The organism is Delftia sp. Lp-1, from assembly GCF_020523835.1.
GTDB lineage: Bacteria > Pseudomonadota > Gammaproteobacteria > Burkholderiales > Burkholderiaceae_C > Comamonas > Comamonas acidovorans.
Map to the genome: position 1 here is coordinate 1546863 of NZ_JAJALJ010000001.1, position 18833 is coordinate 1565695.

Genomic DNA, 18833 nt, shown 5'->3' on the forward strand with positions numbered 1-18833 from the left:
ATTCCTGCTGAATCCACGAACATGGCAAAGACAAAACTCGTCTACATCTGGTCCCTGAGAAACGCCGCCGCCGACCAGGCCGGCCAGCACATCGCCTACAAGGGCGCAACGCGCTACATGAAGTCGCCGCTCGAATACCTGGGCGAGTTGCTGGACACCAGCCCGCTGGGCGATATCTACAGCCTGGAGGCCGTGATCCACGACGACGACGAGGCCTCGCCGCGCGACCGGGAAAAAATCGGCGACTACGGCTTCAGCTACCGGCCGGGCGGTCGCTGGTTCTATCCGCCGGACCTGCGCATCCAGGGGCGCAGGGTCAATGACCTGCTCATGGCCGTGCCGTCCTCCTACCGGCGCCTGCCGCTGAACGATCCGCAGCGCGCCGCGGGCAAGCAGATGTTCGAGGCGCAACTGCAGGACCGGCTGGTGCAACTGGGTGCCGAGCGGGTGGTGCTGGACGGCCTGCTCGTCATCCTGGACCGGCTCGTGCGGCCCGGGGCCCTGTTCCACCGCAGGATTGCCAACATCCACCCCGGCATCACGCGGCTGGAGTCACCCTATGAACGCCGGGGGGCCTGTGCCACGCTGGACGCGCTGCATGGCGCGCAGGGCTACAAGATCGTGGACTGGAAGACCATGGAACAGTGCCCGGTCCCGCCCCTGTTCAAGACCGGCGCATCCTTTCACTACGTGGACAACGGCATCGACTCCGGCGAAGTCATCGCCGACGTGCTGGGCACCGACATCGATCCCGAAGACACCATCCTCGAGCTGCGCTGGAACAACTTCCAGCACAGCCTGTTCCCTGCATTGCGCAAGGGGCTGGAGATGATGGCCAGAGCGCCTGCAGACACGCCTGCAGACACCACGGTGTGACAACGCGCGTATCTCAAAAACCGGCACGGCCCAAAGCGAGGGACACCGAGCAAGGGCCTATGCCGGCCGCGCCGCCCCGCCGCTAGGGTGTCGTCCCCCTCCCGCGCGAAGCGCGTAGAGAGGGGGAAGCGGCGCAGCCGCTCAGGGGGTGCTTCACCTCGGCGCCAGACGAATGGCCCCGTCCAGCCGGATCACCTCGCCATTGAGCATGTCGTTGTCCAGAATGTGGCGCACCAGCTTGGCGTAGTCCTGGGGCGTGCCCAGGCGGCTGGGGAAGGGCACGCCGGCGGCCAGCGCGTCCTGCACTTCCTGCGGCATGCCGAACAGCATGGGCGTGCCGAAGATGCCGGGGGCAATCGTCATGTTGCGGATGCCGTTGCGCGCCAGATCACGCGCAATGGGCAGCGTCATGCCGACCACGCCGCCCTTGGACGCCGCATAGGCCGCCTGGCCGATCTGGCCGTCGTAGGCGGCCACGCTGGCCGTGGAGATCAGCACGCCGCGCTCGCCCGTGCTCTCGGGCTCGTTGGCCGACATGGCGGTGGCGGCCAGGCGGATCATGTTGAAGCTGCCGATCAGGTTGACCGTGATGGTCTTGGAAAACAGCGCCAGGTTGTGCGCGCCGTTCTTGCCCACGGTCTTCTCGGCCGGCGCAATGCCTGCGCAGTTGACCAGGCCTGCCAGCTTGCCCAGACTGACGGCCTTGTCCACCACGGCCTGGCCATCGGCCTCCTGGCTCACGTCGCATTTGACGAAGACGCCGCCGATCTCGCGCGCCACCGCCTCGCCCTTGTCCGCCTGCATGTCGGCAATCACCACCTTGCCGCCCTCGGCAGCCAGCATGCGCGCCGTGCCTTCGCCCAGCCCGGAGGCGCCGCCCGTGACGATGAATACCCGGTCCTTGATCTGCATGGAATGTCTCCTTGGTTATCTGACGTTGACGTAAACGTAACTCTCAAATTATGCATGCAGCCCCGTCCGCAGCCATGCCGCGCCCAAGAAAAAGCCCGGCAGTGCCGGGCTGGTGATGGGCGCGATGGGGGTTACTGGAACCCGGCGCGGTCCAGCATTTGCTGGACCTTGGTCATGTTCTTGCCCACGGCCGTGATCGGGATGGTCTCGCTCTTGAAGGGCTTGCCGCCGGTCATCTCCTTGAGGGCAGGGTTGTCCAGTTCCACGCCCTTGGCTGCGGGCCACTCGTTGTTGCCGTTGGCAAAGTAGTTCTGGGCGGCGGGGCTGGCCAGGTACTCCAGGAACTTGACGGCGTTGTCCTTGTTCTTGGCATGGCGTGCCACGGCGCCGCCTGCGATGTTCAGGTGCGTGCCCCAGCTGGACTGGTTCGGGAAGACCACGCCGATCTTGCCGACCACGGCCTGGTCCTCAGGCTTGCCCGAGCGCATCATGCGCGCCAGGTAGTAGCTGTTGGTCACGCCGATGGTGCATTCGCCCGAGGCCACGGCCTTGATCTGGTCGGTGTCGCCACCCTTGGGCGGGCGGGCCAGGTTGGCCTTCATGCCCTGGATCCAGCCTTCGGCCTTCTGGTCGCCCATGTGCTCGACCACGGTGCCGAACAGGCTCAGGTTGTAGGGATGCGAGCCCGAGCGGATGCACAGCTGGCCCTTGAACTTGGGGTCGGCCAGCGATTCGTAGTTCTGCACGTCGGCGGGCTGGACCTTGGCCTTGTTGTAGACGATGACGCGGGCGCGTGTGGACAGGCCGAACCAGCTGATGCCATCGGCCGTGGGCTGGGCGCGCAGGTTGGAGGGAATGGCGTCTTCCAGCAGCTTGGAGTGGATGGGCTGGAACAGGCCATCGACCTCGCCGCGGTACAGGCGTGCGGCATCGACCAGCAGGATCACATCGGCCGGCGAGGCCTGGCCCTCGGCCTTCAGGCGCGCAATGATGCCGGCGTCGTCGCCGTCCACGCGGTTGATCTTGATGCCGGTGGCCTTGGTGAAGCCGTTGTACAGCTCCTCGTCCGTGGAGTAGTGGCGCGCGGAGTAGAGGTTGACGACCTGGGAGTCGGCAATGGCTGTGCCGGCAGCCACCAGGGCGCAAGCGGCAAACAGGGCTTTCAGGGATTTCGACATGAAGACAGGCCTCTCTTTGTTGGCAAAGCGCGATGATAGGTCAAACGCGAATTGTTCTTAATAAAGGGTGGGGCCCGTCTAAGGGCTTGTGCGCGGTGGTCCCTGGTGGGCCGCGAGCCCTGGCGCGCGAAAAAGCGCACGAAAAAAAACCCAGTCCAAAGACTGGGTTTGAAAGGATCCAGAAACGGGGGTTTCAAGAGGATCCAAGGAGACAACTGGTCAGGTCTTTCGACCCGGGATGCGTGCAATTATGCGGGTAATCACTGATTCTTGCACGCAGCCCTGTTGTAAGACAGCGTGATTAACGCTTGCGGGTCTGGGCCGACTGGACGGCTTCGTTGGCGGTGTTGGTCACGGCCGTGAAGTTGGCTTCCGCCAGGTCCGAAGCCTGCTTGACGGCCTTTTGCACCGACTCGAAGGCATTGTTAGCAGCCGACACGGCGCTCTTCATCACGGCAACGGCGGTTTCGGAACCGGCGGGTGCGTTCTTGGCCGTGGTGTCCACCAGGGCGCTGAAGTTCTTTTGCAGGTCGGAAGCCTGGCTTTCGAAGGTCTTGGCCAGTTCGGCGCCGGTGCCGCTGGCGATGTCGTACAGGTGACGGCTGTAGGCAGCGGTCTTTTCAGCCAGGGGCTGGAACAGGTTGGCCTGCAGCGACAGCAGTTCCTGTGCGTCCTTGACGCTCAGGACAGCCTGGGTGTGCTGGGCAGCTTCGGTCAGTGCGGCGCGCGAGGCGGTCACATTCAGTTCCACCAGCTTTTCAACGCCTTCGAAGGCCTTGCTCGTCAGGCCGAACAGGGTTTCCAGGTTGGCCTTTTGTGCGCTCAGGATTTGGTCAGGGGTCAAGCTCATGTCAGTCTCCAGAAAAACGGACCACAGGGGTCTCGGGTTACGGGGAATTGCCTGCGCTGACCTGACTGAGTGTCATGTTGCAGTGCAGCATGGGTCTTATTGTAGGGATTGCAAAAAAGGAATCAAGTACCTGATGCTGCGGTGCAGCAAAAAAATTCGGAAAGCTGTGGGTTTTTTGTAAGTCTTTGATTTTGAATTGGTTTTATGTCGGTTTGACGACATTTTTCAGTTGGCATGCTTACTCGCTTGGCGAGTGATTGGCAGCAGTGCGCGTCGTGATGGCGACAGTGGCCGGGGACAGGGCGCATTCGGCCAGCGGCACAATGGCCGCCATGAATGAATCGCTCCCGAGCCGCCCCGCGCCGCAGCCCCGTTCGGCCTATGCGGCATTCCGACGCATCAGCACCCGCTGGTCGGACAACGATGTCTACGGGCACGTCAACAACGTCGTCTATTACAGCTGGTTCGATACGGCGGTGAATGCCCATCTGATAGAGCAGGGCGCGCTGGACATTCATGCGGGCGAGACGATAGGACTGGTCATAGAGACCCAATGCAATTACTTCGCCCCGCTGGCCTTTCCGCAGGAGGTGGAGGCCGGCATCCGCGTGGCCCGCATCGGCGGCTCCAGCGTGCGCTACGAGGTGGGGCTGTTTGCGCAGGGTGAGCCGCTGTCGGCCGCAGCCGGGCATTTCGTCCATGTCTATGTGGACCGGCAGACGCGCCGGCCTGCCCAGATTCCGCAGGCGCTGCGCCGGGTGCTGGAGCCGCTGCTGCGCGGTTGATGGCGTTCGGGGCGCATGCAAGGCGCCCGCTCGCAGCGCGGCGGCGTGTGGATGGCCTACACTCGAAAGCTGTCTGCCATCTGACCGCTTGGGCGCTTACCGCCCGGCTCTGTCCATGATCATCACCAGCCTGCTCGATACCGACCTGTACAAATTCACGATGATGCAGGTGGTGCTGCACCAGTTTCCCGGGGCACAGGTCGAGTACCGTTTCAAGTGCCGCAATCCCGGCGTGCAGCTTGCGCCCTATGTGAACGAGATCCGGGCCGAGATCCGCTCGCTGTGCAGCCTGCGGTTCCAGGATGCGGAGCTGGCCTACCTGAGCTCGCTGCGCTTCATCAAGAGCGATTTCGTCGATTTCCTGAGCCTGTTCCACCTCAACGAGAAGTGCGTCACGGTGCAGGCGCTGTCCAACGGCGAGATCGACATCACCATCCGCGGGCCCTGGCTGCACACCATCTTGTTCGAGATTCCCGTGCTGGCCATCGTCAACGAGGTGTACTTCCGCAACACCCAGCCGGTGCCCGATTTCCCCGAGGGCCGGCGCCGGCTGGATGCCAAGATCGCGCTGCTGCAGCAGCCGGGCCTGGAGCAGCTCAAGATTGCCGACTACGGCACGCGCCGCCGCTTTTCGCGGGCCTGGCATGAAGAGGTGCTGCGCGTGCTGTGCGCACGCCTGGGCCGGCCCGGCGCATCCGCGGAGTCCGAGGGGCAGTTCGCGGGCACCAGCAACGTGCTGTATGCCATGAAGCTGGGCGTGCGGCCCCTGGGCACGCTGGCCCATGAATACCTGCAGGCCTGCCAGTCCCTGGGCCCGCGCCTGCGCGACAGCCAGATCTTCGGCTTCGAGTCCTGGGCGCGCGAGTACCGGGGCGACCTGGGCATTGCGCTGTCGGACGTCTACGGCATGTCGGCCTTCCTGCGCGATTTCGACCTGTACTTCTGCAAGCTCTTCGATGGAGCGCGCCATGACAGCGGGGACCCGTTCGAGTGGGGCGAGCGGCTGCTGGCCCACTACCGCGCCAACCGCATCGATCCGCTGACCAAGACGCTGATCTTCAGCGACGGCCTGACGGTGCCGCGCACCATCGAGCTGTTCCAGCGCTTCCACGGGCGCTGCCAGCTGGCCTTTGGCATCGGCACCAACCTGACCAATGACCTGGGTGACGCGCCCGACCATGTGCCGCTGCAGATCGTCATCAAGATGACGCGCTGCAACGGCCAGCCCGTGGCCAAGCTCTCGGACACGCCGGGCAAGAGCATGTGCGACGACGAGAAATACCTGGCCTATCTGCGCCAGGTGTTCGAGATTGCGGCGCCCGCGGCACAGACTTGATCGCTGCGCGGCCCGCTGCCAGGAGGGGACAGTGAATACAGAACAAAGAGGAGACGGGACCATGAAGGCCTTGCGTGGATTGTTGGTGCTGCTCGTCGCCTGCGTGCCCTCCTGGGCCCTGGCGGCCGAGATCGATGGCGGCCAGCTGTCGGTGCTCTGGGGCGTGCCCTTTGCGGGCATGCTGCTGTCGATTGCCCTGGTGCCGCTGGCGGCGCCCCATTTCTGGCACCGGCATTTCGGCAAGTTGACGGCGGCCTGGGCGCTGGCCTTCCTGCTGCCCTTTGCGGCGGTGTTCGGTGCGGGTGCGGCCCTGGCCAACCTGGTGCATGCGCTGCTGGCCGAGTACCTGCCCTTCGTGATCCTGCTGACGGCGCTGTACACGGTGTCGGGCGGCATCTATGTGCGCGGCAATCTCAAGGGCTCGCCGGGGCTGAACACCGCCATCCTGGCGATCGGCGCCGTGCTGGCCAGCTTCATGGGAACCACGGGCGCATCGATGCTGCTGATCCGGCCGCTGCTGCGCGCCAACGACAACCGCAGGCACCAGGTGCATGTGGTGGTGTTCTTCATCTTCATCGTCTCCAATGCCGGAGGCTCGCTGACGCCGCTGGGCGATCCGCCGCTGTTCCTGGGCTTTCTCAAGGGCGTGGACTTCTTCTGGACGGTGCGCCACATCTTCACCGAGACCCTGTTCCTGGTCGGCGTGCTGCTGGCGCTGTTCTACGCGATCGACACCTGGCTGCTGCGCAAGGCCGGCGAGGCGGACCTGCCCGATCCCACGCCCAGCATCGACGCCTCGGGCCGCGCCAGCCGCCTGGGCTTCGATGGCAGCGTGAACTTCGCGCTGCTGCTGGCCGTGGTGGCTCTGGTGCTGATGAGCGGCCTGTGGCGCACCGATGCGGGGCTGGTGCTGGCCGGCACGCATGTGGGCCTGCCGGGGCTGGTGCGCGATGCGGGCCTGATCGTGGTGGCGCTGCTGTCCCTGCGGCTCACGCCGCGCAGCGTGCACCAGGCCAACGAGTTCGGCTGGGGGCCCATGCAGGAAGTGGCCAAGCTGTTCGCGGGCATCTTCCTGACCATCATCCCCGTGATCGCCATGCTCAAGGCGGGCACGGGCGGGCCGTTCGGCGCCATCGTGGGCGCCGTCACGCGCGCCGATGGCACGCCCGATCCGCTGATGTACTTCTGGGCCACGGGCCTGCTGTCCTCCTTCCTCGACAACGCGCCCACCTACCTGGTGTTCTTCAACACCGCAGGGGGCGACGCCGCGCAGCTGATGACCACGATGGCCTCCACGCTGGCGGCCATCTCCGCGGGCGCGGTGTTCATGGGTGCCAACACTTATATCGGCAACGCGCCCAACCTGATGGTCAAGGCCATTGCCGAGGAGCGCGGCGTGAAGATGCCCAGCTTCTTCGGCTACATGGCCTGGTCGCTGGGCATTCTGGTGCCGCTGTTCGTATTGATGAGCTTCATCTGGTTCCGCTGAAGAACCGCCTCCCGCCAAGACAAGGAAAGAGACAGACATGGCAAGCAAACCCCGCATCCTGATCGCCCGCGCCATCCCGCCCGAGGTGGTGCGCAAGCTGGAGCAGCACTTCGAGGTCGAGTCCAACCAGGACGACGTGGTCTGGAGCCCGCAGGAGCTGGCCGCGCATCTGCAGGACAAGGATGGTGTCCTGACCACGGGCTCGCAGACCATCGATGCGGCACTGCTGGCGGCCTGCCCGCGCCTGAAGGTCGTGGCCAACATGGCCGTGGGCTACAACAACTTCGACGTGCCCGCGATGACGGCAGCGGGCGTACAGGGCACGAACGCGCCCGACGTGCTGACCGAGACCACGGCCGACTTCGGCTTCGCCCTGCTCATGGCCACGGCCCGCCGCGTGACCGAGAGCGAGCACTACCTGCGCGCCGGAAAGTGGAACTCCTGGCGCTACGACCTGTTCGCCGGCTCGGAAGTGCACGGCAGCACGCTGGGCATCATCGGCATGGGCCGCATCGGCCAGGGCATTGCCCGGCGCGGTGCGCATGGCTTCGGCATGAAGGTGGTCTATCACAACCGCTCGCGCCTGTCGCCCGAGCTGGAAGCCGAATGCAAGGCCGGCTACGTGGGCAAGGACGAACTGCTGGCCATGGCCGACCATGTGGTGCTGGTGCTGCCCTACACCAAGGAAAACCACCACACCATAGGCGCGGCCGAGATCGCAAGGATGAAGCCCACGGCCACGCTGATCAACATCGCGCGCGGCGGCATCGTCGATGACGCGGCGCTGGCAAGGGCGCTGCGCGACAGGACCATTGCCGCCGCCGGCCTGGACGTGTTCGAGGGCGAGCCCTCGGTCCATCCCGAGCTGCTGACCGTGCCCAATGTCGTGCTGACCCCGCACATCGCCAGCGCCACCATGGGCACGCGCAGCGCCATGGCCGAGCTGGCAGCCGACAACCTGATCGACTTTCTGAGCGGCAAGGGCCCGCGCACGCCCGTCAACCAGCCCGAGGCGGCGGCTGCAGGCGCGCGCGCCAAGGCCTGAGTGCCGTATTCCGACAATCGCGGGAAGGCAGGCCCTGGCCGCTTCCCGCTGCATGGAGCTGAAGCAAGATCTTGACCCAGATATCCGGAGTGTGGTGGGCGGCATGGGCCGTGCTGCTGTTGGGGCAGGCGGCCGTGATCTGGCTGCTGTGCAGGCGCTCGGCGCAGCGCGATGATGGGGTGGCGCCGCAGCAGTTGCTGCAGGCGCTGCAGATGCTGGATGTGCGGCTGCAGCAGCTCGAGCGCGGCGCCCAGGCCACGCAGATGGCCGTGGCCAAGAGCGACGGCGGGCTGGACCGTGTGTCGCAGCAGCTGCAGGCCCATCTGGCCCAGGCCCAGCTCGATGCACAGGCCGCGCGGCGCGAACAAGGCGAGGCGCTGGCCGCCTTTCGCATGGAACTGGGCCGGCTCACGGTGCGCCTGGCCGCCGACAGCGCCCAGGCCCGCGAGGCCCAGGGCGAAAGCACGCAGCGCTTCAACGCCCATGTGCAGGAGCGCTTCGAGGCGCTGGCGCAGACCACGCGCAGCACGCTGGACTCCCTTAAGAACGACATCCAGCAGCAGCTGGGCGGGCTGGCGCAGTCCAGCCAGGTCCATGCCGAGCAGCTGCGCGGCACGCTCAACGAGCGCCTTGCCACCATCCAGTCGGACAACGCGGCGCGGCTGGAGGAGATGCGGCGCACGGTGGACGAGAAGCTGCATGCCACGCTGGAGCAGCGCCTGGGCGAATCGTTCAAGCTGGTCAGCGACCGGCTGGAGCAGGTGCACAAGGGCCTGGGGGAGATGCAGACACTGGCCGGCAGCGTGGGCGATCTCAAGCGCGTGATGACCAATGTGAAGACGCGCGGCACCTGGGGCGAGCTGCAGCTGGGCGCCATCATCGAGAACGTGCTCACGCCCGAGCAATACGCGCGCAACGTCAAGACCGTGCCCGGCAGCGACGACATGGTGGAGTTCGCCATCCGCCTGCCCGGGCGCAGCGACGAGACGCCGGTCTGGCTGCCCATCGATGCCAAGTACCCGGTCGAGCAATACCAGCGCCTGCTCGACGCCCAGGATGCGGCCGACAAGGCCGCCATTGCCTCGGCCGGCAATGCCTTCGAGGCATCGATCAAGTTCGAGGCCCGCAAGATCCATGGCAAGTATGTGAGCCCGCCCCACACCACGGACTTTGCCGTGCTCTACCTGCCCACGGAAGGCCTGTTTGCCGAGGTCATGCGCCGCCCCGGCCTGGTCGAGGCCGTACAGAACGGCTGCCGCGTGATGGTCACCGGCCCGGCCAACCTGGCGGCCATGCTCAGCAGCCTGCAGATGGGCTTCAAGACGCTGGCCATCGAAAAGCGATCGTCCGAGGTCTGGGCCGTGCTGGGCCAGGTCAAGACCGAGTTCGCCAAGTTCGGCGAAGTGGTGGATGCCACGCGCAAATCCATCGATGCCGCCGCCAAGCGCTTCGAGCAGGTGGGTGTGCGCACGCGCGCCATCCAGCGGCAATTGCGCGATGTGCAGGAGCTGCCCGCGCCGGCCTCGAGCGCAGGGCTGCCCGGTCTGCCGGACGGCAAGGACACGGCGGCAGGCATGGAGCCAGGGTCGGAGCAGGACTGAGATGAATCTGGCGCTGTTCAAAGTCATCATGGCCCAGGTCAGCGTGCACGCCACCATGGCCGGCATGCGGCTGGCCGCGCCTTTGTTGGCGCTGCAGCAGGGCTACAGCGCGGCGGCCGTGGGGATCTTGCTGGCGCTGTTTGCGCTGACTCAGGTGTTCCTGGCGCTGCCGGCCGGGCGCTTTGCGGACAAGCATGGTTTTCGCAAGCCGTTTTTCCTGTCCATGCTGGCGGCCAGCGGCGGCTGTGCGCTGGCGCTGGCGTTTCCGGTCTATCCCGTGCTGTGTCTGGTTGCGCTGCTGACGGGTGGTGCCAGCGGCGCGGTGGTGATTGCCGTGCAGCGCCATGCAGGGCGGGTCACCCACGATCCGTTGGCGCTCAAGAAGGTGTTCAGCTGGCTGGCCATAGGCCCGGCCATCTCCAACTTCATCGGGCCCTTCAGCACGGGGCTGCTGATCGACCACGCGAATTTTGGTGGCGAGGGCAGCACCATGGGCTACCGCGTCGCCTTCGGCCTGCTGGCCCTGGTGCCCGTGCTGGCCTGGAGCTGGGTGCGCCACACGCAGGAGCTGCCGCCCGTGCGTGCGCCCATCGGCGGCCCCAAGCAGCATGCCTGGGATCTGCTGCGCGACCGCAACTTCCGCAACCTGCTGCTGGTCAACTGGCTGCAGTCGGCGTGCTGGGATGTGCACACCTTCGTGCTGCCGCTGCTGGGCCATGAGAAGGGGTTGAGCGCCTCGGTCATCGGCACGCTGCTGGGCATTTTTGCCGTGGCGGCCGCCGCCATCCGCCTGGCCATGCCGCTGGTGGCCGAGCGCCTGCGCGAAGGCGCCGTGATCTCCGGCGCCATGGCCATCACCGCCTTCGTCTTTGCGCTGTACCCCTTCATGGACTCGGCACTGACCATGGGCGTGTGCTCGGTGCTGCTGGGCTTTTCGCTGGGCTCGGTGCAGCCCATGGTCATGAGCATGCTGCACCAGATCACGCCCGAGCACCGCCATGGCGAGGCGCTGGGCCTGCGGCTCATGGCCATCAATGCCTCCAGCGTGGCCATGCCCGTGCTGTTCGGCTCGGCGGGGGCGCTGATCGGCGTGTCTGCGCTGTTCTGGGTGGTGGGCGCGGCCGTGGCCTCGGGCATCCGCACGGCTTGGTTCATGGGGCTGCCGCCGCGCAAGCCGGAATGAAAAAGGCGACCTGCGCCTTGGTGCGCAGATCGCCTTGCGATGCGGTGGCGGCCTGCCGGCCGCTGCGGCTTACCAGCCGCCAGCGTGGAACTGCTTGATCAGCGCCCAGGCCTCCACCGGATCATCGGTATAGCGGAACAGCTGCAGGTCCTTGGGCGAGATAGTGCCTTCCTCGATCATCAGGTCGATGTTGAGCAGGCGCTTCCAGAACTCGGTGCCGAACAGGATCACGGGCACGGAATGCGTCTTGCCGGTCTGCATCAGGGTCAGCACCTCGAACAGCTCGTCCAGCGTGCCGAAGCCGCCGGGGAAGGCCACCAGGGCCTTGGCGCGCATCATGAAATGCATCTTGCGCAAGGCGAAGTAGTGGAACTTGAAGCTCAGGTCCGGCGAGATGAAGCGGTTGCCGTTTTGCTCGTGCGGCAGCTCGATGTTCAGGCCGATGCTGGGTGCGCCCACATCATGGGCGCCACGGTTGGCCGCCTCCATGATGCCGGGGCCGCCGCCGGTGCAGATATAGAGGCGCTCCTCGGGCGGCTGGTTCAGGCTGTCGGCGGCCACGATGCGCGTGAAGGCGCGGGCCTGCTCGTAGCGGTGGGCGTTGCGCACGGCGCGCTCGGCCACTGCAATGCGCTGTGCATCGCCGCTGGCCTGCGCGTCGGCCAGTTGCTGCTCGGCCTGCTCCAGGTCCACGAAGCGCGCGCTGCCATAGACCACGACGGTGTTTTCTATGCCGCGTTCAATCTGGGCCAGGTCGGGCTTGAGCAGCTCCAGCTGCATGCGGATGCCGCGGGTCTCGCGGCGGAACATGAATTCCGGGTCCGCGAAGGCGAGGCGATTGGAATTCTGCTGCAATGCCATGCCGTTGTGCGCCTGGTTGTGAAGGGCCGACCAGCCGTTGGCCAGATCGGTATCGGTCAGGGGGGAAGAGATTTGCATGAACCCTCGTACACAGAAAACCCAGGGCGGCCACGCCTGTGGCCGTTCCATCAAATGCGTTGCCAGCGCAGATGATGACTGCACTATACGCTCACAAACTCATAGCCGCGGGGCTCGCGTATCCGTTGCTTTGCGCATTGACGGGGCCGGTGACAGATTCGTATGCTGAGCAGTTGGGCAGGGCTTGGGCCTGGGGCCCGCCACCGGCAATGGGCGGGTATTTTCAGGCGCCGCAAGCGATTTCAGACGTCCGGGTGCTCGGCCGGTTCGTTGCGCACGACGGTGCTCAGCGGCGGCGGCACGTCCTGGCCCGCACGGCGCGCGCGGAACAGGGCTGCGCGCATCAGGAAGATGGTGGTGATGGGCACGGTCACGGAAATGAAGACCGCAATCAGCAGCGCATGCACCGCCAGGCTCTGGCCGCTGACGGAAAAGTAGATCCAGGTGGCATGCATGATCAGCCAGCAGCCCATGGTGGCGATGATGGAGGGCGCATGCACGCGCTCGAAATAGCTGCCCAGCCGCCACAGTCCCATGGAGCCCAGGAAGGCGATGATGGCGCCGCCCAGCGCCAGCGCGGCAACCAGGATCTGGCACCACAGCGGCAGTGTGGTCTCCGGCGTCATTCGATCACCTCGCCGCGCAGCAGGAACTTGGCCATGGCGGTGGAGCCCACGCAGCCGAACAGAGCGACCAGCAAGGCCGCCTCGAAGTAGCTTGTGCTGTCGTAGATGATGCCCATGAGCAGCATGGCCAGCATGCCGTTGAGGTACATGCAGTCCAGCGCCAGCACGCGGTCCTGGGCGTGCGGGCCCTTGAGCAGGCGCAGCACGGCGCAGCCCATGGCCGCGACCAGCAGGCCCAGCGCGAACATCAAAGTCCAGTGGAACCAGGGCATCATTCGAAAATCTCCATCAGGGGGCGCTCGTAGCAACGCTTGACGTGCTGGACGATCTCCTCGGGATCATCGACCTCCAGCACATGCAGCATGAGCTGCGAGCGGTCGCGCGAGATCTCGGCCCAGGCCGTGCCGGGCGTGATGCACACGATCATGGCGAGCACGGCCAGGCCGTTGGGGTCGCGCAGTTCCAGTGGGATGCGCACGAAGTTGGCCGGGTGCTTGCGCATGCCCGGAAACAGCATGAAGCGCACGACGTTGAAGTTGGACACCGAGGTGTCCCAGACCACGCGCAGCGCCAGGCGCAGGATGGTCAGCGGATGGCGCACCCGCACGGGCAAGGGGCGCAGGCCGCGCAGCAGCAGCGGCAGCAGCAGGCCCAGCAATGCACCGAGCAGGATCTGTCCACTGCTGAACGAACGGTTGAGCAGCAGCCACAGCAGGAACAGCGCCACCGACAGCAGCGGCGCGGGCAGCAAGGTTTTCATCATCGGGAATCCTCCTTGCCCGCCGTCGTGCCTGCATCGCCTATGCCTGCGGGTATGGGCGCGCCACTGGCCTGGGCCGCGGCGCGTGCCGCGCCTTCAGGGCCGGCTTCCAGGCGGGCCTTCTTTTCTGCCGGGCTGGGCTCGGGCTGCGTGCCCATGACGGAGCGCACATAGACATCGGGCGCCAGCAGCGCATCGGCTGCGCGCTGGGTGTAGCCCATCAGCTCGCCGCCGCGCATCGTCAGTGCCACGCAGCAGGCCAGCAGCAAGGCGATGGGCAGGCCTTCGACCACGCGCAGCGAGGGGGAGTTCTGCTCCTCGGTCGCCCAGAAGTGGCGTATGCCGGCGCGCACCAGCGACAGCAGGGCCAGCAGCCCGGTGATGATCATCAGCGCCACCAGCACCCAGCCGGCCCAGCCGGCCTGGAAGCCGCTGGAGTTGCCCAGGCCCAGCGGGTTGAGCAGGGCAGACAGCATGGCGAACTTGCCCACGAAGCCCGACAGCGGCGGCAGGCCGGTAACCACCAGGGTGGCCAGCATGAAGCTCAGGCCGATGAAGGCGGCTGCGGCGGGAATGGCGCGACCGATCAGCACCTCTTCGGATTCGTCAAGGTTGAATCCCTCGGTGGGAAGCAGCTCGGCGTTGAGGAAGGGCGCCTCGTCGTCTTCATAGGGCTCGCCCGCGTCGTCGTCCACGCGCCAGCGGTCCACCACGTCGGCAATCAGAAAGAGCGCGCTCACGGCCAGGGTGGAGCTGGGCAGGTAGTACAGCAGCCCCGCCGTCAGCGCGTTCTGGCCAAAGCCCGTGGCAGCCAGCAGGGTGCCTGACGACAGGATGGCCGCAAAGCCCGCGATATGCGTCAGGCGCTGCGAGCCCAGCATGCCCAGGCCGCCGAAGGCCATGGTCAGCATGCCGCCGACGATCAGCCAGGTGCTGCCGAACAGGGCGGAGGAGCCGGCCTCGGAGCTGAACAGCAGCGTCCACAGCCGCAGCACCACGTAGACGCCCACCTTGGTCATGAGTGCAAACACGGCACCGACGGGCGCGGTGGCCGCGCTGTAGGCCGGCACCAGCCAGAAGTTCAGCGGCCACATGGCCGCCTTGGTCAGGAAGGCGATGCCCAGGATGGCCGCTGCCGAATGCAGCAGCCCGCGGTCGGCACTGCTGATCTGGGGAATGGCGCGTGCCAGGTCGGCCATGTTCAGCGTGCCGGTCAGGCCGTAGAGCATGGACACGCCGATGAGGAACAGCGACGAGGCGGCCAGGTTGATGGCGATGTAGTGCAGGCCCGCCTGGATGCGCGCCCGGCCCGAGCCATGCAGCAACAGGCCGTAGGAGGCCGCAAGCATGATCTCGAAGAACACGAACAGGTTGAACAGGTCCGCCGTGAGGAAGGCGCCGCTCAGGCCCATCAACTGGAACTGGAACAGCGAGTGAAAGTGCATCCCCGCGCGGTGCCAGCGGGCGCTGGAGAAGATCAGCGAGGCCAGGGCCACCGTGTAGGTCAGCACCAGCATCATGCCGGTCAGGCGGTCCAGCGCCAGCGAGATGCCGAAGGGCATGGGCCAGTTGCCCGGCATGTAGACGCCCAGGTTGACGGGTGCGCCGGCCTGGTCGGTCCACAGCATCAGCAGCACGGCCACGCCCAGGCCCAGCACGGTGGACACCAGGCCAAGGGCGAACTTCACGCGCTGGCGCTCCTCGCGCAGCAGCAGCATCAGCGCTGCCGAGAGCATGGGCAGCACGATGGGCGCCAGCATCAGGTGCGGCATGAGACGGGCGGTCAGCTCGTTCATGGCATCTCCTGCTCGGTGCGGGAATGGGCTCCGTCCACATGGTCGGTGGCGGTGGTGCCGCGCGAGGCCAGCAGCACCACGAGGAACAGCGCCGTCATGGCAAAGCCGATCACGATGGCCGTGAGCACCAGCGCCTGGGGCATGGGATCGGCATAGTGCGCGAGATCCTGCGGCACGCCGGCCCGCAGCACGGGCTCCTTGTCGATGGCCAGGCCCTGGCGACCCATGCTGAAGATGAACAGGTTGACTGCATACGACAGCAGTGCCAGCCCCATGATGACCTGGTAGGTACGTGGGCGCAGCAGCAGCCACACGCCTGAGCCGGTCAGTACGCCGATGGCAATGGCAAGCACGACTTCCATCAGAAACCTCCTCGCGCCAGGGCTGCGGCGGTGGCCTGCTGCACGGCGGCTTCGGCCTCCTCGGCCTGTTGTTGCTGCTCCTCCAGCAGGCGGGCGTGGTAGCGGTGGCTGCGCACCGATTGGTGGGCGATGGCCGTCAGAATGAGCATGGTCGCGCCCACCACCAGTGAGAACACACCGATGTCGAAGAACAGGGCGCTGGCGAGATGCACGTCGCCGACGACTGGCAGGGTCATATGGAAGGTGTGGCTGGTGAGGAAGGGATAGCCGGCCACGATGGAGCCCATGCCGGTACCCAGTGCGAACAGCAGGCCGACACCGATCCATCGGCGCGGGAAGATCGGCAAGTGGGCCTCGACCCACTGCGTGCCGGAGATGATGTACTGCATCAGCAAGGCGACCGAGAACACCAGGCCGGCGACGAAGCCTCCTCCGGGTTCGTTGTGGCCGCGCATGAAGATGTAGACCGAGACCAGGGCCGCGAAAGGCAGCAGCAGGCGGACCAGCACGGCGGGCACCATCAGGTAGCCCACGGCCGTATCGCCGGCATTGCGCGGATTGAACAGATCGGTCTGCAGGTCGCCTGGCACGTAGCGCTGCTGTTCGGGCAGGTCCAGCGTCTCGCGGGCTGGGCGGAAGCGCCGCAGCAGGGCATAGACCACCAGGGCCACGATGCCCAGCACCACGATTTCGCCGAAGGTGTCGAAGCCACGGAAGTCCACCAGCATGACGTTGACCACATTGGTGCCGCCGCCGTCGCTGAGCGCATGTTCGAGGAAGAAGGTGGAGGCGCCGTCATAGAAGGGGCGGCTCATCATGGCGAAGGCCAGCCAGGCCATGCCGCCCCCGGCCACCAGCGACAGCAGCAGGTCGCGCATGCGGCGCGAGCGGGCTCGCAGCTCGGCGGACAGCACGGGAATGTGCAGGCTCTTGTCGCGCTTGGGCATCCAGCGCAGGCCCAGCAGCATCAGCACCGTGGTGGCGACCTCGACCACCAGCTGGGTCAACGCCAGATCGGGCGCCGAGAACCACAGGAAGGTCAGGCAGGTGCACAGGCCGGCACCGCCCAGCATGATCAGCGCGGTCAGCCGGTGGTACTTGGCCTTCCAGGCCGTGCCCAGGGCGCAGAGAATGCCCACCGACCACAGCAGCACAAAGGCGGGCGACAGCGGCAGCATGCCCCGATCGCCCAGCTTGATGCCCTGCAGCCACAGCGGCAGAACGCCCGCCAGCACGGCGGTGCAGACCAGCCACAGCATCTGCCACTGCAGGCGCATGGTGGACAGGCGCCGGCGCGACGAGCGGCCCAGCAGGGACAGGCGGGCCAGCAGGTTCTCGAAGATGCGCTGGCCGCTGAGCGTGCCCACCAGCGGTGCGGTATCGATATGGCCGGCCTGGCGCTGCCAGCGCAGCAGCATGTACAGCAGGATGCCGCCAATCAACGCCACAAGGCTCATGATCAAGGGCATGTTCCAGCCGTGCCAGATGGCCAGGCTGTACTCGGGCAGATCGCCGCCGACCACGGGCGTGGCGGCCGCTGCGAGGAAGCTGCCCACGGCCCACGCCGGCAGCATGCCCACGACCAGGCAGGCCAGCACCAGCAATTCGACGGGCACGCGCATCCAGTGCGGCGGCTCGTGCGGCTCGTGCGGCAGGTCGGTGGCCTTGGGGCCGAAGAAGACGTCGATGGTGAAGCGCAGCGAATAGGCCACGCTGAACATGCCCGCCACCGTGGCGGCCACGGGCAATGCCGTGCGCACCCAGGGGGCAGCGTCCAGGTAGACGGTCTCGGCGAAGAACATTTCCTTGGACAGGAAGCCGTTGAGCAGCGGCACGCCCGCCATGGCCGCACTGGCCACGCAGGCCAGCGTGGCCGTGATGGGCATCATGTGCCGCAGGCCCGAGAGGCGGCGGATATCGCGCGTGCCGCTTTCATGGTCAACGATGCCTGCGGCCATGAACAGCGAGGCCTTGAAGGTCGCGTGGTTCATGATGTGGAACACCGCAGCCACGGCCGCCAGCTTGCTGTTGAGGCCCAGCAGCAGCGTGATCAGGCCCAGGTGGGAAATCGTCGAATAGGCCAGCAATCCCTTGAGATCGTGCTGAAACATGGCCAGATAGCCACCGATGAGCAGCGTTGCAGCGCCTGCTCCGCCCACCAGCCAGAACCAGGCATCGGTGTCACCCAGCACGGGCCACATGCGCGCCAGCAGGAACACACCCGCCTTGACCATGGTGGCGGAGTGCAGGTAGGCCGACACCGGGGTGGGCGCGGCCATGGCGTGCGGCAGCCAGAAGTGGAAGGGGAACTGCGCGCTCTTGGTCAGTGCGCCCAGCAGGATCAGCACCAGGGCGACCAGGTACAACTGGTGGTCGCGCACCTGCTGGCCGGCAATGAGCACGTTGTCCAGGTCATAGCTGCCCACGATGTGGCCCAGCACCAGCATGCCGGCCAGCATGGCCAGGCCGCCCGTTCCCGTCACCGTCAGCGCCATGCGCGCGCCCCGGCGTGCATCCTTGCGATGGTGCCAGTATCCGATCAGAAGAAAGGAGAAGAGGCTGGTCAGCTCCCAGAAGAAGGCAATCTGGATGATGTTGCCCGACAGCACCACGCCCGCCATCGCGCCCATGAAGGCCAGAAAAAACGAGAAAAAGCGCGGTACGGGATCGGCCGGCGACATGTAGTAGCGCGCATAAAGCACCACCAGCGAGCCTATGCCCAGCACCAGCATGCAGAACATCCATGCAAAGCCGTCCATGCGGATCACCAGATTCAGCCCCAGTGCCGGCAGCCACTCGATCTCCTGGCGCAGCACCTCCCCATCGGCGATCTGGGGGAACAGCAATGCCGTCTGGATGGCGCAGCCGAGGGCGATGACGCCGGCCAGCGTTGACTCCGTATTGCGCGCATTGGCGGGCAGCATTGCGGCAATCAGGCTGCCGATGAAGGGTAGGAGGATGAGGGTGATCAGGGGCATGGGCGGTTCATTTTACGGGCAAGGTTTTTTGCTTCGCTATGAAAACCTGAGCATGTTTCAGGCTATGGCCGCGCATACCCCGAGGGTAGTACGCATGAAAAACCCGCCGAAGCGGGT

General features: G+C 66.1%; 17 protein-coding genes. 7 read left to right on the forward strand and 10 right to left on the reverse strand.

Features of this window, described 5'->3' with window-relative positions; translation table 11 throughout:
• The first annotated feature begins 21 nt into the window (after window positions 1–21).
• On the forward strand, window positions 22–876 hold the full coding sequence (locus LGR64_RS06655; RefSeq protein WP_230355107.1) for a N(5)-hydroxyornithine transformylase PvdF: 855 nt from the start codon (window positions 22–24) through the stop codon (window positions 874–876).
• Window positions 877–1029: 153 nt separating this feature from the next.
• Here LGR64_RS06655 and LGR64_RS06660 read toward each other — a convergent pair whose 3' ends face one another.
• From LGR64_RS06660 to LGR64_RS06670, 3 genes are all read right to left on the reverse strand, one after another.
• Window positions 1030–1788, reverse strand: a complete 759-nt coding sequence (locus LGR64_RS06660; RefSeq protein ID WP_034394989.1) for a 3-hydroxyacyl-CoA dehydrogenase — start codon at window positions 1786–1788, stop codon at window positions 1030–1032.
• Window positions 1789–1919: 131 nt separating this feature from the next.
• Entirely contained in the window at window positions 1920–2966 is a 1047-nt protein-coding gene (locus LGR64_RS06665; RefSeq protein WP_012206542.1) for a Fe(3+) ABC transporter substrate-binding protein, read from the reverse strand.
• 301 nt (window positions 2967–3267) lie between these two features.
• The gene (locus LGR64_RS06670; protein WP_013801612.1) at window positions 3268–3816 is read right to left on the reverse strand and encodes a phasin family protein; all 549 of its coding nucleotides are present in this window, start codon (window positions 3814–3816) and stop codon (window positions 3268–3270) included.
• Window positions 3817–4139: 323 nt separating this feature from the next.
• On the opposite strand from LGR64_RS06670, the gene LGR64_RS06675 reads away from it, so the two are divergent.
• From LGR64_RS06675 to LGR64_RS06700, 6 genes are all read left to right on the forward strand, one after another.
• Window positions 4140–4601 (forward strand): acyl-CoA thioesterase, encoded by a 462-nt coding sequence (locus LGR64_RS06675; RefSeq protein ID WP_013801613.1) that lies wholly within the window; start codon window positions 4140–4142, stop codon window positions 4599–4601.
• Between the two features lie 115 nt (window positions 4602–4716).
• Window positions 4717–5937 (forward strand): nicotinate phosphoribosyltransferase, encoded by a 1221-nt coding sequence (gene pncB, locus LGR64_RS06680; RefSeq protein ID WP_230355108.1) that lies wholly within the window; start codon window positions 4717–4719, stop codon window positions 5935–5937.
• Between the two features lie 61 nt (window positions 5938–5998).
• Window positions 5999–7426 carry a sodium:proton antiporter gene (locus tag LGR64_RS06685; RefSeq protein WP_013801615.1) on the forward strand — a complete coding sequence of 476 codons (1428 nt, stop codon included), beginning with the start codon at window positions 5999–6001 and terminating at the stop codon, window positions 7424–7426.
• A 37-nt stretch (window positions 7427–7463) separates the two neighbouring features.
• On the forward strand, window positions 7464–8471 hold the full coding sequence (locus LGR64_RS06690) for a 2-hydroxyacid dehydrogenase (protein WP_065345041.1): 1008 nt from the start codon (window positions 7464–7466) through the stop codon (window positions 8469–8471).
• A gap of 110 nt (window positions 8472–8581) precedes the next feature.
• On the forward strand, window positions 8582–10072 hold the full coding sequence (locus LGR64_RS06695; RefSeq protein ID WP_096916751.1) for a DNA recombination protein RmuC: 1491 nt from the start codon (window positions 8582–8584) through the stop codon (window positions 10070–10072).
• Between the two features lies 1 nt (window position 10073).
• Window positions 10074–11255 (forward strand): MFS transporter, encoded by a 1182-nt coding sequence (locus LGR64_RS06700; protein WP_230355109.1) that lies wholly within the window; start codon window positions 10074–10076, stop codon window positions 11253–11255.
• A gap of 69 nt (window positions 11256–11324) precedes the next feature.
• Here LGR64_RS06700 and LGR64_RS06705 read toward each other — a convergent pair whose 3' ends face one another.
• The 7 genes from LGR64_RS06705 to LGR64_RS06735 form a co-directional block, all read right to left on the reverse strand.
• Window positions 11325–12194 carry an LOG family protein gene (locus tag LGR64_RS06705; protein ID WP_013801619.1) on the reverse strand — a complete coding sequence of 290 codons (870 nt, stop codon included), beginning with the start codon at window positions 12192–12194 and terminating at the stop codon, window positions 11325–11327.
• A 242-nt stretch (window positions 12195–12436) separates the two neighbouring features.
• Window positions 12437–12820, reverse strand: a complete 384-nt coding sequence (locus tag LGR64_RS06710) for a monovalent cation/H(+) antiporter subunit G (RefSeq protein WP_012206533.1) — start codon at window positions 12818–12820, stop codon at window positions 12437–12439.
• Window positions 12817–13095, reverse strand: coding sequence for a K+/H+ antiporter subunit F (locus tag LGR64_RS06715; RefSeq protein WP_012206532.1), 279 nt, complete (start codon window positions 13093–13095; stop codon window positions 12817–12819). The genes LGR64_RS06710 and LGR64_RS06715 overlap by 4 nt, the downstream gene beginning before the upstream one ends.
• Entirely contained in the window at window positions 13092–13583 is a 492-nt protein-coding gene (locus LGR64_RS06720; protein ID WP_012206531.1) for a Na+/H+ antiporter subunit E, read from the reverse strand. The genes LGR64_RS06715 and LGR64_RS06720 overlap by 4 nt, the downstream gene beginning before the upstream one ends.
• Window positions 13580–15376 (reverse strand): monovalent cation/H+ antiporter subunit D, encoded by a 1797-nt coding sequence (locus LGR64_RS06725; protein WP_012206530.1) that lies wholly within the window; start codon window positions 15374–15376, stop codon window positions 13580–13582. Before LGR64_RS06725 ends, LGR64_RS06720 begins: the two co-directional genes overlap by 4 nt.
• A complete protein-coding gene (locus tag LGR64_RS06730) occupies window positions 15373–15738 on the reverse strand; it encodes a Na+/H+ antiporter subunit C (protein WP_012206529.1) in 366 nt (121 codons plus the stop codon). The genes LGR64_RS06725 and LGR64_RS06730 overlap by 4 nt, the downstream gene beginning before the upstream one ends.
• Window positions 15738–18716, reverse strand: a complete 2979-nt coding sequence (locus LGR64_RS06735; protein ID WP_198820227.1) for a monovalent cation/H+ antiporter subunit A — start codon at window positions 18714–18716, stop codon at window positions 15738–15740. Before LGR64_RS06735 ends, LGR64_RS06730 begins: the two co-directional genes overlap by 1 nt.
• Between the last annotated feature and the right edge of the window lie 117 nt (window positions 18717–18833).

What these genes read in the sequence shown, in the direction of transcription:
- LGR64_RS06700 (WP_230355109.1), top strand. Translation starts at nt 10,074, where the DNA reads ATGAATCTGGCGCTGTTCAAAGTCATCATGGCCCAGGTCAGCGTGCAC.
- LGR64_RS06735 (WP_198820227.1), bottom strand. Translation starts at nt 18,716, where the DNA reads ATGCCCCTGATCACCCTCATCCTCCTACCCTTCATCGGCAGCCTGATT.
- LGR64_RS06730 (WP_012206529.1), bottom strand. Translation starts at nt 15,738, where the DNA reads ATGGAAGTCGTGCTTGCCATTGCCATCGGCGTACTGACCGGCTCAGGC.
- LGR64_RS06685 (WP_013801615.1), top strand. Translation starts at nt 5,999, where the DNA reads ATGAAGGCCTTGCGTGGATTGTTGGTGCTGCTCGTCGCCTGCGTGCCC.
- LGR64_RS06655 (WP_230355107.1), top strand. Translation starts at nt 22, where the DNA reads ATGGCAAAGACAAAACTCGTCTACATCTGGTCCCTGAGAAACGCCGCC.
- LGR64_RS06715 (WP_012206532.1), bottom strand. Translation starts at nt 13,095, where the DNA reads ATGATGCCCTGGTTCCACTGGACTTTGATGTTCGCGCTGGGCCTGCTG.
- LGR64_RS06705 (WP_013801619.1), bottom strand. Translation starts at nt 12,194, where the DNA reads ATGCAAATCTCTTCCCCCCTGACCGATACCGATCTGGCCAACGGCTGG.
- LGR64_RS06665 (WP_012206542.1), bottom strand. Translation starts at nt 2,966, where the DNA reads ATGTCGAAATCCCTGAAAGCCCTGTTTGCCGCTTGCGCCCTGGTGGCT.
- LGR64_RS06720 (WP_012206531.1), bottom strand. Translation starts at nt 13,583, where the DNA reads ATGATGAAAACCTTGCTGCCCGCGCCGCTGCTGTCGGTGGCGCTGTTC.
- pncB (WP_230355108.1), top strand. Translation starts at nt 4,717, where the DNA reads ATGATCATCACCAGCCTGCTCGATACCGACCTGTACAAATTCACGATG.
- LGR64_RS06690 (WP_065345041.1), top strand. Translation starts at nt 7,464, where the DNA reads ATGGCAAGCAAACCCCGCATCCTGATCGCCCGCGCCATCCCGCCCGAG.
- LGR64_RS06710 (WP_012206533.1), bottom strand. Translation starts at nt 12,820, where the DNA reads ATGACGCCGGAGACCACACTGCCGCTGTGGTGCCAGATCCTGGTTGCC.
- LGR64_RS06670 (WP_013801612.1), bottom strand. Translation starts at nt 3,816, where the DNA reads ATGAGCTTGACCCCTGACCAAATCCTGAGCGCACAAAAGGCCAACCTG.
- LGR64_RS06725 (WP_012206530.1), bottom strand. Translation starts at nt 15,376, where the DNA reads ATGAACGAGCTGACCGCCCGTCTCATGCCGCACCTGATGCTGGCGCCC.
- LGR64_RS06675 (WP_013801613.1), top strand. Translation starts at nt 4,140, where the DNA reads ATGGCCGCCATGAATGAATCGCTCCCGAGCCGCCCCGCGCCGCAGCCC.
- LGR64_RS06660 (WP_034394989.1), bottom strand. Translation starts at nt 1,788, where the DNA reads ATGCAGATCAAGGACCGGGTATTCATCGTCACGGGCGGCGCCTCCGGG.